Raw genomic sequence first — 14,657 nt, 5'->3', positions numbered from 1 at the left:
ACCACGATTCCCGCCCACAGTGCGCCGTGAGTGCGCGGTGCATCGCGTTCCGGACACCGACGTCGAGGGCGGAGCTCGCTCCGAGGATCGCAGCGCTCGCCTCGATGTTCCAGCTGTAGAGCCGGAGCGCGGCGGCCCGGTCGCCGGTGGAGGCGAGGTACGGGCCCAGGCGATCGCTCCCGATGACGGTGGAGAGGTTCGGCAGAGTCGCCGGGTCGACGGGCGTCATCCGGCGTCCGGGGCCGGAGTGGATCTCGGGTTCCTGGTACCGTTCTTCACGTATGCCCCGGACGGGACGCGAGAGCGTCGGCGCGCCGGGGCGATCACCGTTAACGGGGTGCGGGCGCTGCGCGTGCGATGACCGAGGGGCATCCGCCGATCCTCGAGGGCCGGGTTTCCCGCCTCAAGAAGATGGCGCTCCGGCGGTCTTTCGGCGGGCGGCGGTCAATCGGCGGCGTCGAGATCAGCGCCGTCGAGGTCCGCGAGGTCGAGGACGAAGCGGTAGCGGACATCGTTCGCGGCGAGACGCTCGAGCGCCGTCTGGACTTGAGCGGAGGGCAGCACCTCGACGTCCGCCGTGATGCCGTGCTCGCCGCAGAAGGCGAGCAGCTCGCGGGTGCTGCGGGTGCCGCCGCTGCCGCCGGAGGTGAGGCTCTTGCGCCCGATCAGCAGGTCGGCGACGTCCACGGTGACCGGTGCGAGCATCCCGAGGACGCTCAGTGCGCCGTCGAGGGCGAGGACGTGCAGGTACGGCGCGAGGTCGTGCGCGGCCGAGACGGTGTCGAGGACGAGGTCGAGGCGTCCGCGCTGCGCGGCCATCGCCTCCTCGTCGCGGGAGACGACGACCCGCGTGGCGCCGAGCGCGAGGGCGTCGTTGGTCTTCGCCTCGGAGGTCGTGAAGACGGTCACCTCGGCGCCGAGGGCGCGGGCCAGCTTCACCGCGAGGTGGCCGAGACCGCCCAGGCCGACGACGCCGACGCGCGAGCCGCGGCCGACGGAGTGCGCGCGCAGCGGCTCCCAGACGGTGACCCCCGCGCAGAGGAGGGGAGCGACGGCCGCCGGGTCGAGGCCGGCCGGCAGGGGGTAGGCGAAGCGGTCGCGGACGACGTACTCGCGCGAGAACGCGCCGAGTGTGGTGCTGCCGTCGTACCGGTCGGTGCCGCCGTAGGTGAGGGTCGGGAACTCTCGGCAGAAGTTCTCCTGCTCGGCCGTGCACATGTCGCACGCGCCGCAGGAGTCGACGATGTTGCCGACCGCGACGGGGTCGCCGGGGGAGAACGCCGTGACGGCGGCGCCGACGGCGAGCACCGTGCCGACGAACTCGTGACCCGGGACGAGCGGGCCGGCGTCGGCGGCGTGGTCGGCGGAGTGCGCGGCGTGGGTCCGGAGGGCGTGCAGATCGCTGTGGCAGACGCCGCAGTAGTCCACGCGGACGGCGAGGTCGTCGGGGCGGAGGGCGCGCCGCTCGACGGCGGCCGGCGCGAGGCCGCCCTCGGCGGCGGCCGCGTAAGCGGGGGTGCTGATCATGGCGCGCTCGTTTCTACTAACTGGTTTGTTTTATAGACGCTAGCACTCGCGGACGGCGGAGAACAGACCGGTCGGTAGTCTCGAGGGATGGGAGCGACACCGGCCACCGGCAAGGGCGAGGCGACGCGTGCGCGGATCATGGCGGCGGCCACCGCCGAGTTCGCCCGCTACGGCATCGCCGGCGCGCGGGTGGACCGGATCGCGGCCGAGGCCCGCAGCAACAAGGCGCAGCTGTACTCCTACTTCACCAGCAAGGAGCTGCTCTTCGACGCGGTCTTCGAGGCGTCGCTCGACCGGATCGTCGACGTCGTGCCGATCGACCCGTCCGATCTCGGCGACTGGGCGGTCCGCCTCTACGACGAGTACCTGCGCCGCCCCGACCTCATCCGGCTGGCCACCTGGGCGCGCCTCGAGCGCCGCCCTGCCGGGCATCTCGTCGCCGACGACGAGGCGCGCGTGCGCGAGGAGGGCAAGCTCGAGGCGATCCGCGCCGCTCAGACCGACGGCACGGTGGGCGTCGCGGCCGACCCGTTCGACGTGATGGCGCTCGTCATCGCGATGTCGATGGCGTGGTCGCCGGTCAGCAACGTCTACGCCGCGACCGCCGAGGAGGCGGCGTCGGAGCACGAGCGCCGGCGGGCGCTGCTGCGCCAGGCGGTCGGCCGCGCGTTCCCGCCGGCCTGAGTGGGTGCGTCAGGCCGCGGTGACGCGCGCGGTGCCGGAGCGCCGGGCGGCGGTGAGGCGGAGCAGGAGCGTCGCCACGAGCACGACGGCCGCGGCGATCAGCGCGGCGGTGCCGGCGGGGATCGACACGAGCTCGCCGGAGAAGCGGCCGACCGCGACCCAGGCCAGGCCCCAGCAGAGCGACAGCATCGGAGCGATCCGGCCGCGACCGGTGGCGGCGATCAGCAGTCCGACCGCCGCGGCGACGAGCAGGACGACGATCGCCCAGGGTGCGGCGCCGGGTCCGTCGGCGCTGCCGATGCCCGCGCCGACGAGGCCGGCCGTCACGTTGGCGACCGTTGCGACGCAGACCCAGCCGAGGTAGAGGCCGAAGGTGCCGTCGGTGAGGACAGCGTCGACGACGCCGCCGGTGCGGGTGCTGCGCAGGAGCACGAAGATCCGCGCGAGCACAGCGAGGAGCAGCGCGATCACCAGGACGCTGAGCGCGAGCAGTCCGGCCTGCACGACCAGGATCCACGCGGCGTTCAGCAGCAGGCTGGCGGCGGCCCAGTAGCCGAGCCGGCGGTGGCGGGTGCGGGTGGTCTGCGACGGCAGGAACTGCCAGATCGCGTAGCCGAGGAGGCCGGCGTAGATGACGCTCCAGATCGCGAAGGCGGGTCCGTCGGGCGCGACCGGCGTCGAGGAGGCGGACAGCGCGCCGTCGGCGGCGTCCTGGATCTGCGTGCCGCCTGCTGCTCCCGAGCCGATGAACGAGCCGACCACCGCGAGCACGGCGCTGACGGCGACGGCCGACTGCCGGATCCGGTCCGCGCGGGTGGGGGATGTCGTGGCGGTCATGTCGCTCCTCGATTAGTCAGCTGGCTGAGTAATGAGCGTAGCGTGCCGGACGGCGCCGGCGCACGCGCATTCCGAGCGTCGTCTGAGCCGCTCGGGGAGTGGGCGCATCGAGGTCCACTGTCGGGAGGGGTCGGGTCTCGAGACGCGCTGCGCGCTACTCGACCAGCATGAGGGGCGCATACCGACGCGCGCTGCAGGCGCTGCGGGCGCTGCAGGCTGATGCGCCATGTAGGCGCTTCCTGCTGATCGAGTAGCCCGCCTCGCGGGCGTATCGAGATCCCCCCACCGTCAGAACGGCGCGGGCACGGTGTCGAACCGAGGCCGGGGCGGCGGGTCCGGCGGCCGCCCGGGCAGTGGGGGCGGCCGGTTGCTGATCCGTCGGCCGGTCGGGCTCGTCCAGACGATCGTCCCGTCGCCGCTCCCGATGTACGTCCACTGGTCGCCGTGCCGCAGATGGTGGTGCGAGGTGCAGAGCGAGACGAGGTTCTCGAGGGCGGTCTCGCCGCCGTTGCGCCACTCGAGGGTGTGGTCGGCCTCGCTGGTCGCGGCGGGCCGGGTGCAGCCGGCGAAGCGGCAGGTCTGGTCCCGCAGCTGCAGGTGCAGGCGCATCTGCGGCGGTGGGACGCGGTGGGTGCGGCCGACGGAGACGACCGCGCCGGTGTCCGGATCGGTCAGGACGCGGGTGAACGAAGGAGCGGTGCGGATCAGCTCGCGGGCGATCTCGGCGGGGACCGGGCCGTAGCCGTCGAGATCCGCGGGCGCGTCGTCGAGACCCACGGCGGTGGAGGCGGCGAGGGTCAGCCGGATCTCGGCGCGGATGCCGGGGACGAACGTCGGGTCGGGTCGGTGCTCGGCGTTCGGCGTCGTGCCGGTGATGTCGCCGTCGCAGAGGAGATCGACCGCCGCGTCCGCGCTCAACTGCTGGAGGGTGCGCGGGTCGCCTTCGTCGCGGAGGGTGCGGGCGATGCGGCGGAGTCGGTCGTAGGCGCCGGAGACGGCGGGCGCGGGAGCGTGGACGCAGAGCGTGGCCATGCCGTCGACATCCGGTGTGACCCAGACGGCGCGGTCCTGGCGGGCGCGGGTGTGCCGTTCTGCGAGGGGCTGCTCGTGCAGCTCTTCCCGCCAGCGGCTCAGGGCGCGGCGCAGCTGCGTGGTCGTTGTCGTGAGCGCGGCGTCGGCGGCGCGCTCGTCGAGGGCCGCGCGGGAGGCCTCCGGGAGGGTGCTCGCGGTTCTGCAGATCGCCTCGCCGGCCTCCCAGAGGATCCGCGCGTCGCGGAGCAGGGCGCGGGTAAGGGGGAGGTGCTCCATCAGCATCTGCGCGGTCTCGAGGCGTCGGCAGACGTCCCGCTCGGACACGCCGAGCGTTACCGCGAGCTCGGCTCGGATCGAGCGCTCGACGAGATCGCGGGTCTCGCTCCGGGACGTACCGCGAGCGAACGCCTCCGGGACCGTGAGGGCGACGCGGTAGCCGCGGTGGATGCGTTCCGCGGTTCTCAGGCGCGTCGGGGATGCGGCGCGCTCGGTGGCGGCGGCGTCGGTGAAGCAGTCGCGCACCTCCGCGAGTGCTGCCGCATTCTCATCTTCTGACATACGCGTATTGAAGCAGGAGCCACCGACACCGGGACCGGAACCATGGGCTGATCGGGGACAACGCCGTCGGATCGACGAGTGTGGAGGAGACCCGCTCCCGGATGTCTCGGCGATGGTGGGTCTCGATACGCCGCCGGAGGCGGCTACTCGACCAGCATGCATGGGCCGCCGGAGGCGGCTGCTCGGCCGGCATGGAGGGGCCGCTGCTCGACCGGCACCACGCGCCGAGCCTCTAGCGTTGGCGTGTGCCCCTCCGTCCGCCGTGCCCCCGCCCGTGAGCGCGCTCGTCGCGCGGCTCGAGCGGCGGCAGGTCGCCGTGTACCTCGGCGCGATCGCCGCCGGCGCCGTGCTCGGGCTGCTGCTGCCCGCCGCGCGGCACCTGGAGGGCGCGATCGAGCCGGTGCTCGGGCTGCTGCTGTTCGCGACGTTCCTCGGCGTCCCGTTCGCGGCGCTCGGCCGCGCGCTGCGCGATGTCCGCTTCCTCGCCGCGGTCGGCGTCCTGAACTTCGTCGTCGTCCCGGTCGTCGCGTACGGGCTGTCCCGCTTCGTCGCCGAGAGCCCGGCGCTGCTCTTCGGGGTGCTGCTCGTGCTGCTGACGCCCTGCATCGACTACGTGATCGTCTTCGCCGGCCTCGCGGGCGGCGCGTCCGACCGGCTGCTCGCGGCGGCACCGCTGCTGATGCTCGCGCAGCTCCTGCTCCTCCCTCTCTACCTCCTCCTGTTCCTCGGGCCGGAGGGCGTCGCCGTGGTCGAGGTGGCTCCGTTCGCGCGGGCGCTCCTGTTGCTGATCGTGCTGCCGCTCACCGCCGCCGCGCTCGTGCAGGCGCTCGGCCGCCGGCATCGCGCGGGGCGGATCGTCGAATCGACGATGCTCGGCCTGATGGTGCCGCTGATGGCGGCGACCCTCCTCGTCGTCGTCGCCTCGCAGATCGGCGCCGTCGGTGCCGCCGCGGGCAGACTGCTCGTCCTCGTCCCCCTCTACGCCGCGTTCCTCGCGGTGATGGTCGCGGCCGGACTCGGCGTCGCCCGGCTCGTCCGCCTCGACGTCCCCTCGTCCCGCGCGCTGGTGTTCAGCGGCGCCACCCGCAACTCCCTCGTGGTGCTGCCGCTCGCACTCGCGCTCCCGGCGCCGCTGGCACTCGCGCCCGTGGTCGTCGTGACGCAGACGCTGGTCGAGCTGATCGGCATGGTCGTGCTGGTGCGGCTGGTCCCGCGCCTCGTCCCTCACCCCTCCACCCTCGACGCGCCCACCCCCGAGTAGGGCCCGGCGCCCGGATCCGCTTCCCCGGCGGCGCCGCACCGACCTACGCTCGGTCCTGCCCACCCGTGCCGAGAGGACCCGCCGTGCCCGACCTGACCGCTCCCCCCGCGCCGCTCGCGCGCCGCACCCTCGTCGGAGCGGCGTGGGCCGCTCCGGTCGTCGCGCTCGCCGTCTCCGCACCGTCCGCCGCGGCGAGCGGCACGCTCCCTCCGCTCGGCGCTCGCGCCGAAGGTCCCGCGGAGGACGTCGCGTCGGCCTCGACGGCGTATCGCGTCTACGCGACCAACACCGGCTCCGCCCCGCTGGAGGGTGGGTCCGTGATCGTCGTCCTCCAGGACCCGGGCAACGGCTACTCGTTCGCCGGCTTCAACGGACAGCAGTGGAGCTACGCCGACGGCTTCCCGGAGGGACGCATCGCCCTCCGCTACGACCCCGCGCTCGCGGCGGGCGAGGAGTCCGGCATCCTGCTGCTGCTGATCGCCAGCGACGATCGCACGCAGAGTCCGGTCCCCGTGGCGGACCTGGTCATCACCGCGCCGGGTTTCGACGTCGCGGTGCTGTCGCTCACGGTCCCGTACTGATCGGCCGCCGCACGTCCGACGTGTCAGCGCCCCGGGGCGACGATTGCCATCGATTGCATAAAATTAGGATTTTCTAATTCGGGGCTATCATTCCCTACGTGCAGCCCGATCAGAATCCCTACAGCCCGGGGTCGGGCCGTCGTCCTCCCGAACTCGTCGGCCGCGGCGGTGAGCTGGAAGCCTTCGAGACGCTCCATGCCCGCGTCGGCCACGGGCTCGGAGATCGAGGCATCGTCCTCACCGGGCTCCGCGGGGTCGGCAAGACGGTGCTCCTCAACGAGATGCACCGGCTGGCGGAGCAGTCCGAGTGGCTGACGGTCCGCATCGAGGCCCGACGGGACGAGGCGGGAGTGCATGCGGTACGTCGAGCGCTGGCTCGCGGCCTGGTGATGTCCGCCCGCAAGCTCTCCCGCACGAAGCTGTCGTCGCTGATGCGCGAGGCGCTCGGAACGATCTCCTCGTTCAACGCGAAGGTCGGCGCGACGGGAATCGAGCTGGGCGTCTCCCTGAGCCAGGGCCGCGCCGATTCCGGCGACGCCGAGGTCGACCTCCTCGAACTCGTCGAGGACGTCTCGACCGCGCTCGGCGAGCAGCGACGCGCCTTCGCTGTCTTCATCGATGAGATGCAGGATCTCGATGCCGAGACGATGGGGGCTCTCCTCGCGGCCCAGCACACCGCGAACCAGAGGGAGTGGCCCTTCTACGTCATCGCCGCCGGCCTCCCGGACCTGCCGCGCGTCCTCACCGAGACGCGGTCGTACGCCGAGCGGCTGTTCAACTACCGGCGGATCGGCACGCTCGCTCCGAGCGATGCGGCGCAGGCGCTCCGCGAACCCGCCGAGCGTCTCGGCGCCGAGTACGCGGCGGACGCCTTGGCGACGCTCCTCGAGGCGGCGGGCGGCTACCCGTACTTCCTCCAGGAGTACGGGCAGGCGGCGTGGAATCTCGCCGCGGACCGCCTGATCGACCGGTCCGACGCGACGGCCGCCGTCCAGTACGGGACGGAGCAGCTCGACGCCGGATTCTTCCGCTCCCGGTGGCAGCGAGCGACCAGATCGGAGCGGCGGATGCTGCTCGCCATGGCCGTCGACGGAGAGGGCCCGTGCTCGACGGCGCTCGTCGCCCAGCGGATGGGCGTGCAGACCAGCAGTGTCGGGCCCTATCGGGCCGCTCTGATCAGCAAGGGTCTGATCTACTCGCCCGAGCACGGACAGATCGCGTTCACCGTCACCGGCATGGCGGGCTACGTCGAACGGCACCGCGACGAGCTCGACGACAGCCGCACGGCCGGGAACTGACGCGCCGGAGCCGCCGCTCGAAGCTCCGCTTCCGTCAGTCGCCCGTGCCGTCAGTTGCCCGTGCAGAACACCCGGTCGGACCTGACCGACGCCGTGCTCTTCGCGCCGGTGCCGACGGAGCCCTCGGGGAGGGTCGTCGTCGCGTTCAGGGTGAAGGCGCTGGTGATCGAGAGGGTGGTGCGCAGGCCCAGGGTGGAGCCCGCGGGCAGCGGACCGGTGAGGGTGACGAAGCGGGTGGTGCTGCTCGGGGAGGTGATCGTCGCGATGCTCGGGGTGGCCGTGAACACGCCGATGTTCGCGACGCCGCTGCCGACGATGGTGATCGTGGTCCCGACCGGCAGGTCGGCGGAGCCGGCGGTGAGCGTGAAGCCGGGGCCGAGGATCCCGGGACTGCCGCAGGTGCCGTTCAGGACGAAGGCTCCCACGTCGAGGCCGGACGCGGCGGCGGCGGGGGTGCCGACGGCGACGGCCACGACGGGCACGGTCCAGGCGGCGGCGGTGGTGACCGCCCGGCGGGAGACGCCGCGGGGGGCGGGGCGGCCGGCGGGGCGGCTGGCGGGGGTGCGGACGTCGATCATGGCGGCCTCTCGTGCGGCGGGGGAGGGGCTTCCGGGGGAAGAAGGCCCACGAGGGATCCTGGCAGGCGGCACGCCCTGCCGCGCAGTGCCGGCGCGCCCCCCGAGTGGGGCGGCGACGACTCCGGCCCGGACTAGTGCGGCTCGGTCGTCGCGGCCTCCGCGCCGAGGAGGACGCGGAACATCCGGTCCAGCGGCTCGCGGAGATCCTCGTCGGCGGCGGAGGCGATCGGCTCCACGGCGGCGGAGGTGCGCATCACGGTGACGCCCATCATCGTGGCGATGGCGAGCTGCGCTCGGACCAGCACCGGGGCGGTCCGCGGGTCGTCCGGGCGCCAGCCGGCGGCGACGGCGAGCCGGCGGGTGAACTCCTCGAGGGTCTCCCGGCGGATCCGGTCCGCGGTCGCGTCGCCGGAGGAGCGCAGCAGGAGGAGGAGCTGCAGCGGGTCGTCGTTGTTCGGCGCGCGGAGGACGTGGCCGATCAGCCGCTGGACGATCGCGTCGAGATCCGCGGGTCCGTCAGGGGTCTCGGACTCCAGCTCGTCCGAGGTGCGGCGCATGCACGCCTCGAAGAGACCGTCCTTGGAGACGAAGTAGCGGTTGATCAGGGCCACGTTCACTCCAGCGTCGGCGGCGATGTGCCGCACCGTGGTCGCGCGGTAGCCGTCGGTCGCGAACCGGCGCCGCGCGGCCCGGATCAGCGCGCGCTTCGTCGCCTCCGCGTCCCGGCCCGGGCGGACGAGCTCGTCGTCGGCGTCGCAGCCGGAGACCCCTGCGCCGATGTCCTCGCTGTCAGTGCTCATGTCCCACTCCCGTCGACCAACCTAGCCGAGGACAAGTAAACACGTGTTGACAGGCGTGCCGCGCTGGCTACACTCGAGAAGTCAGCATCTGTTTACAAGCCGCTCACCAGCCTAGGAGACGCATGTCCACCACCAGCCAGCCCGCCGCGACGGGCTCGGTGCCGACCGGAGTCCCGCGCGAGAGCGCTGCGCCGCAGCGGAAGCCGCGCGGCACCGCGATCGTGCTCTACCTCTCGCTCGGCGGTCTCTCGTTCGCCGTCCTGCAGTCGCTGGTCGCCCCCGCCCTGGGCACGATCGGGCAGGACCTCGGCGTGGCCACGAGCGACGCGAGCTGGGTGCTGACGGCCTACCTGCTCTCCGCCTCGGTGCTCACGCCGATCCTCGGTCGCCTCGGCGACATGGTCGGCAAGCGCAAGGTGCTGATCGTGGTGCTGTCGCTGCTGCTGGTCGGCACGGTCGTCGCCGCGATCGCGCCGAACCTCGGCGTCCTCATCGTCGGACGCGTCCTGCAGGGCGCGGCCGGTGCGGTGATGCCGCTGTCGATCGGCATCGTCCGCGACGAGCTTCCCCGGGAGCGCGTCAGCGTCACCATCGGGCTGCTGTCCGCCATCTTCGGCATCGGCGCCGGAGTCGGCATCGTCGCCGCCGGCCCGATCGTCGAGGCGCTCTCCTGGCACTGGCTGTTCTGGCTGCCCGCCGTGCTGGTCGCCGTCGCCCTCCTCGGCGCGATCTTCGGGATGCCGGAGTCGCCCGTGCGCACGCCGGGCAAGCTGGACCTCGTCGGCACGACGATCCTCTCGATCGGCCTGGTCGCGCTCCTCCTCGCCATCAGCGAGGGCCAGAACTGGGGCTGGGGCGACGCGAAGACGATCGGCCTGCTCGTGCTCGGCGCGGTCGCCCTCGTCGCCTTCGTGCTGGTCGAGCTGCGCGTCTCCGAGCCGCTGATCGACGTCCGCCTCTTCCGGCACCGCGGGGTGTGGACCGCGCACATCGTCGCGCTCGCCTTCGGCTTCGCGATGTTCGGCACCTTCATCCTCGTGCCGACGCTGCTGCAGCTGCCCACGGTGCTGGGCTACGGCTTCGGCAAGTCGGTCAGCGAAGCGGGCCTGTTCCTGCTGCCGACGGTCGTCGCGATGGTCGTCTCCGGCGTCGTCGCGGGGGCGATGATCCGCCGCGTCGGGCCGAAGATCCCGATGATCACCGGCGGCGTCGCCGTCGCGATCGCGTTCGTCCTCCCCGCGCTCGGCCACGGCGAGGAGTGGCAGATCCTCGTGTCCGGCGTGCTCACCGGCATCGGCATCGGCATGGCCCTCGCGGCCACCTCGAACGCGATCGTCGAGAGCGTGCCCGCCGCCCAGACCGGCGAGGCCATCAGCGCGAACACCGTCCTGCGCACCATCGGCAGCAGCATCGGCACCGCGGTCATCGCCGCGCTGATCTCCTCCAGCGTCACTCCGCAGGGTGCCCCGACGGACGAGGCGTTCACCGTCGGCTTCTGGGCCTCGGCCGGAGTCGGAGCGCTCGCGATCGTCGCCGCGCTGCTCGCGCCGTCCCTGCGCGCGCGACGCCGCGAGGCCGCCGCCGCCGGTGTGGACGACATCGAGGAGCTCGGGACCGCTTCCTGACCGGACCGCGGCCGCTCGGCGCGTCCGCCGGTGCTCGCTCGGGACGCCGGCGGCTGTCGCTGCCGTCCGGGATCTGCGAGGCTGCCCGGATGGCATCGGAGCAGAGCGGCCCGCCGGTCTTCGCGGACCCGCGACGACTCGGCGCGGTCATCGGCCTGGCCGGCGCCGTCGTCTTCGCGTTCTCGTACTCGCCCGCGGAGCCCGTCGCGATCATCGCGCGGGTCCTGGTCGGCGCGACGGTCGCCGCCGCGCTCTGGCTCCTCTTCGTCCGTCCGCGCTCACTCGGGCCCTTCGCACCGCCGAGGCCCGCGCGGCTCGCCGTCTACGGCGCCTGCGTGGTCGCCGAGTTCGCGCTCATCGCGGTCGGCAGCCGGGTCCTGGAGTCGGCGGGCCGCGGCGAGCTGCGCCCGGCGCTCATCGCGCTCGTGGTCGGGCTGCACTTCCTCCCGTTCGCGTGGGCGTTCTCCGAGCGGATGTTCGCCCTGCTCGGCGGCGCGCTGGTCGTGCTCGGCGGGCTCGGCCTGCTCCTCGGCAGTGGCGCGGCGGCCGTGCTGGCGGCGGTGGCGTCCGGAGCCGTGATGGCGCTGCTCCTGCTCGCGTACGCCCTCGGCGCGTTCGCGCCGCCGAGCCGAGCGCCGCGGAGCTGAGCGCGCCGGAGCTGAGAGGGCCCTTGCCCCGCTGTCTGAGATCCTTCTCATAGACTCGACCGCAGTGCCCGGATGAACGTCTCGCTCCTCCGCTCCGTACCCCCTGTGACGGGCCGCCCGGCCGGTCGGGACAGGAGGCGCCGATGGCGCTCGCGGCGCTGACGATGCCGGCGACGATCGGGCCGGCGACGGTAGGGCCGGCGACGGTAGGGCCGACCGCTATCGGGCCGACGACGAGGCGACGAGGGGACCGCACCGCGATGACGCAGCCCGACCCTCGCCCGGCGCCCGTGCCCGCCGCCGGACCCGCCGCCCCGCCGCTCGATCCCACGCCCGGCGATCCCACGCCCGGCGATCCCACGCCCGGCGACCCCACGCCCCTCGACCTCACCGCGGCGTTCGACGAGCACGGATCCGCCCTGCTCGGCTTCGCCGTCAACGCGCTGCGCGACCGCGGTCTCGCCGAGGACTGCGTGCAGGAGACGTTCCTCCGGGCCTGGCGCTCGCGCGAGCGCTACGTCGCGGAGCGCGCGAGCCCGCGCACCTGGCTGTTCGCGATCGCCCGCAACGTGATCGTCGACGCGCACCGCTCCCTGCAGCGGCTGCCGCGGATCGTGCCGGCCGAGGTGCTCGACGACGTCCCCGGCGACGACGTCGATCCGCTCGAGCCGCTGATGATGGTCGAGGCGCTGGCCCGGCTCTCGCCCGAGCACCGGCAGGTGATCGTCGCGATCCACCTCCGCGGCGAGAGCTACGCCGAGGTCTCCGCGGCGACCGGAGTCGCGGTCGCGACGCTCCGGACCCGCACGTTCTACGCTCTCAAGGCGCTCCGCACGCATCTCGCGGCGCCCGACTCGACTCCGGAGGACCGATCGTGACCAGCAGTGGCGGACCCGGCGACGGCGGACCCGGCGACGGCGGCCCGGACGAGGGCGGGCGCCGCGAGGAGCTGATCGCCGCGGCCCTCGCCGGCGAGCTGTCGGCCGAGGAGGCCGCCGAGCTCGACCGGCTGCGGGCGGAGGATCCGAGCGTGGACGAGGAGCTGGCCTCCTTCGGCGCCGTGCTGTCCGGGCTGGGCGGCGTCGGCCGCTGGGAGGAGCCGGAGCCCTCGGCGGACCTGCGCGCGCGGGTGGCGGCGCTCGCCGGCCCGGCGCTGACGGCGGTCCCGAGGGCCCGTGGCGAGGAGGCGCGGGGTGCGTCGGACCGGCGTGCGTCGGTGCGGCGTGGGTCGGCCCGTCCCGCGCGCGGTCGTCGGACGGCGCTCGCTGTGACGGCCGCGGCCGCCTGCGTCGCGCTCGGCGCCGTCGGCGGTCTCGCCCTGCAGGCGCTCGGCGACCGTCCCCCCGAGGGCGGACCGGGCACGCTCGGCGCCGTCGAGCCGATCGCGTTCGCCGAGGACCCGGCCCTCGACATCGACGCCGAGCTCGTCGCGCACACCTGGGGCACCGAGACGATCCTGCGCGGCAGCGGCTTCGCCGTCGGCGAGAGCTACGAGGTCGTCCTGGTCACAGCGACGGGCGTGCGGTTGCCCTCCGGCTCGTTCCTCGGCAGCACCGCCGAGCTCGACTGCGCCATGAACGCGGCCGTCCTGCGCGCCTCCGTCGCCTCGATCGAGATCACCGATGAGAGCGGCGGAGCCGTCGCGGTCGCCGAGCTGCCGGTCGTCGAGAGCTGACGATCCGCCCGAGCGTCCCGATGCCCACGGAGGCACGATCAGGCAGGCAGTGCCGCTCCCCGGTCGGCGGATGGAAGAGTTGACGCATCCAGAAGACGACGCCTCACGTGCGCCGGTTCTGCAGAGCGAGTGGAGACGACATGGTCGATGGGGCAGAGCCGATCACGGACCCGTACGAGCCCTTCCCGAGCTTCCTGGAGTGGGAGGGACGCACCGCCGACGTCCACCTGGTGAGCGACTTCGGCGAGATGCTGGCGGCCGACCGTGCGGAGAGCTCTCCCGAGCTCTGGAGCCGGATGCTCGACATCACCAACAAGTGGGCGGCCGTGGACACCGGCGCGATCGAGAACCTCTACGAGGTGGACCGCGGATTCACCTACACCGTCGCCGCGACGACCGTGGCGTGGGCGAGGATCCCGCAGGAGAAGGGCGAGGCGGTCGCGCGGGTCATCGCTGACCAGCTCGCCGGCTACGAGCACGTCCTCGATGCCGCCACGGCGAACGTCCCGATCAGCGAGTACTGGATCCGAGGGCTGCACGAGGTGCTCTGCCGTTCGCAGGACACCTACCGGGTCCTCACCTCGGTCGGCTGGCAGGAGCGCCCACTGCAGACCGGCGCCTACAAGAAGGATCCGAACAATCCGCTGAACCTCGCGTCGAACCGCATCCACAGCTACGCCTCGCCGGCGGACGTCGTCCCGGAGATGGAGCGATTCGTCGCCGAGTTGCGATCGGCGGAGTTCCTCGACGCTCCGGCTGTGATTCAGGCGGCCTACGCGCATTACGCCTTCGTCTGCATCCACCCCTTCCCGGACGGGAACGGGCGGGTGTCCCGCGCTCTCGCCTCCGTCTTCCTCTACCGGGCCTACGGGGTGCCGATCGTGATCTTCGCCGACCAGAAGGCGCGCTACCTCGACGCTCTCGAGGTGGCGGACGCGAAGCGCGGAGAGCAGTTCACCGCTTTCTTCCGCGACTGCGTCATCGACACGATCAACCTCATCCGAGCCGAGCTGGAGACGGCGCGCACCCCCGAGCTCGCGGATCAGCTCTCCGCCTTCGAGGTCCTGCTCACGGGGCGCGGCGGGCTGGAGCACGAGGTGCTCGACGAGGTGGCGGACCGGCTCACAGGCCTGGTGTCCGACGAGGTGCAGTCTGCGCGGGACTCGACAGTTCTGCGGTCGTCGCTCACGCTCTCCGCGGTCGATGGGACGCCATCCAGACACGTGCGTGACGGCTACCGACAGAGCAGGCCGCAACTCACGCCGTCTCTGCGCCTCGAAAGCGCCCGGCCTGCGCTGGCACAGGCGGAGCGCGGCTTCTCCGTGCAGATCGCACGCCCCGACACCGACGGCGCCGACTTCATCGTCGTCGACGAGCGGGGCGGCCTCCTCCTGCACGTCTTCCTCCGCGAGGTCTACCCGGTCATCTCCGAAGGACTGAGGATCCGGGTGCGGGCGATGGTCGAGGCCGCACTCAGAAGACTGCTGGCGGAGGTCGCAGCCGCAGCGGAGCAGGCACTCCGGGACGCAGGATACGGCCGCTGAGAGAGGGAGG

Annotated in this window: 14 protein-coding genes; 9 read left to right on the top strand and 5 right to left on the bottom strand. The window is 73.1% G+C overall.

Translation table 11 applies throughout. The annotated features are described in order from the left end of the window. Window positions 1-444 precede the first annotated feature (444 nt). Window positions 445-1,527 carry an NAD(P)-dependent alcohol dehydrogenase gene (locus MT351_RS01985; protein WP_132435152.1) on the bottom strand — a complete coding sequence of 361 codons (1,083 nt, stop codon included), beginning with the start codon at window positions 1,525-1,527 and terminating at the stop codon, window positions 445-447. Window positions 1,528-1,614: 87 nt separating this feature from the next. Here MT351_RS01985 and MT351_RS01980 point away from each other — a divergent pair, with 87 nt between their 5' ends. Continuing rightward, window positions 1,615-2,211, top strand: a complete 597-nt coding sequence (locus tag MT351_RS01980; protein WP_132435150.1) for a TetR family transcriptional regulator — start codon at window positions 1,615-1,617, stop codon at window positions 2,209-2,211. 9 nt (window positions 2,212-2,220) lie between these two features. On the opposite strand, the gene MT351_RS01975 is transcribed toward MT351_RS01980, so the two are convergent. Beyond that, on the bottom strand, window positions 2,221-3,048 hold the full coding sequence (locus MT351_RS01975) for a tryptophan-rich sensory protein (RefSeq protein WP_132435148.1): 828 nt from the start codon (window positions 3,046-3,048) through the stop codon (window positions 2,221-2,223). 288 nt (window positions 3,049-3,336) lie between these two features. Then, entirely contained in the window at window positions 3,337-4,638 is a 1,302-nt protein-coding gene (locus tag MT351_RS01970; protein WP_165908980.1) for an HNH endonuclease signature motif containing protein, read from the bottom strand. Between the two features lie 274 nt (window positions 4,639-4,912). On the opposite strand from MT351_RS01970, the gene MT351_RS01965 reads away from it, so the two are divergent. The 3 genes from MT351_RS01965 (at window position 4,913) to MT351_RS01955 (ending at window position 7,778) form a co-directional block, all read left to right on the top strand. Then, entirely contained in the window at window positions 4,913-5,899 is a 987-nt protein-coding gene (locus MT351_RS01965; RefSeq protein ID WP_243581102.1) for a bile acid:sodium symporter, read from the top strand. Between the two features lie 83 nt (window positions 5,900-5,982). After that, window positions 5,983-6,480: a hypothetical protein gene (locus MT351_RS01960; protein ID WP_132435142.1), complete on the top strand. Its 498-nt coding sequence runs from the start codon at window positions 5,983-5,985 to the stop codon at window positions 6,478-6,480. Between the two features lie 98 nt (window positions 6,481-6,578). Next, window positions 6,579-7,778, top strand: a complete 1,200-nt coding sequence (locus MT351_RS01955) for an ATP-binding protein (RefSeq protein ID WP_132435140.1) — start codon at window positions 6,579-6,581, stop codon at window positions 7,776-7,778. Between the two features lie 50 nt (window positions 7,779-7,828). Here the strand turns inward: MT351_RS01955 and MT351_RS01950 are convergent, their stop codons facing one another. Next, a complete protein-coding gene (locus MT351_RS01950) occupies window positions 7,829-8,356 on the bottom strand; it encodes a hypothetical protein (protein ID WP_132435138.1) in 528 nt (175 codons plus the stop codon). 131 nt (window positions 8,357-8,487) lie between these two features. After that, on the bottom strand, window positions 8,488-9,156 hold the full coding sequence (locus tag MT351_RS01945; RefSeq protein ID WP_132435136.1) for a TetR/AcrR family transcriptional regulator: 669 nt from the start codon (window positions 9,154-9,156) through the stop codon (window positions 8,488-8,490). A gap of 122 nt (window positions 9,157-9,278) precedes the next feature. On the opposite strand from MT351_RS01945, the gene MT351_RS01940 reads away from it, so the two are divergent. The 5 genes from MT351_RS01940 (at window position 9,279) to MT351_RS01920 (ending at window position 14,647) form a co-directional block, all read left to right on the top strand. Then, window positions 9,279-10,781: an MFS transporter gene (locus MT351_RS01940; RefSeq protein ID WP_132435135.1), complete on the top strand. Its 1,503-nt coding sequence runs from the start codon at window positions 9,279-9,281 to the stop codon at window positions 10,779-10,781. Between the two features lie 89 nt (window positions 10,782-10,870). Then, window positions 10,871-11,428 carry a hypothetical protein gene (locus MT351_RS01935; RefSeq protein ID WP_132435133.1) on the top strand — a complete coding sequence of 186 codons (558 nt, stop codon included), beginning with the start codon at window positions 10,871-10,873 and terminating at the stop codon, window positions 11,426-11,428. A 260-nt stretch (window positions 11,429-11,688) separates the two neighbouring features. Continuing rightward, a complete protein-coding gene (locus MT351_RS01930; protein ID WP_243581101.1) occupies window positions 11,689-12,306 on the top strand; it encodes a sigma-70 family RNA polymerase sigma factor in 618 nt (205 codons plus the stop codon). Continuing rightward, on the top strand, window positions 12,303-13,103 hold the full coding sequence (locus MT351_RS01925) for a hypothetical protein (RefSeq protein ID WP_132435129.1): 801 nt from the start codon (window positions 12,303-12,305) through the stop codon (window positions 13,101-13,103). Before MT351_RS01930 ends, MT351_RS01925 begins: the two co-directional genes overlap by 4 nt. A 140-nt stretch (window positions 13,104-13,243) precedes the next feature. Next, window positions 13,244-14,647, top strand: a complete 1,404-nt coding sequence (locus MT351_RS01920; protein ID WP_132435127.1) for a Fic family protein — start codon at window positions 13,244-13,246, stop codon at window positions 14,645-14,647. Window positions 14,648-14,657 lie beyond the last annotated feature (10 nt).

The sequence above is a fragment of the Rathayibacter sp. VKM Ac-2926 genome (assembly GCF_022815565.1).
Taxonomy (GTDB): Bacteria; Actinomycetota; Actinomycetes; order Actinomycetales; family Microbacteriaceae; genus Rathayibacter; species Rathayibacter festucae.
The sequence above is the reverse complement of the archived record's forward strand: the minus strand, read 5'-3'. Positions and strand labels throughout refer to the sequence as shown.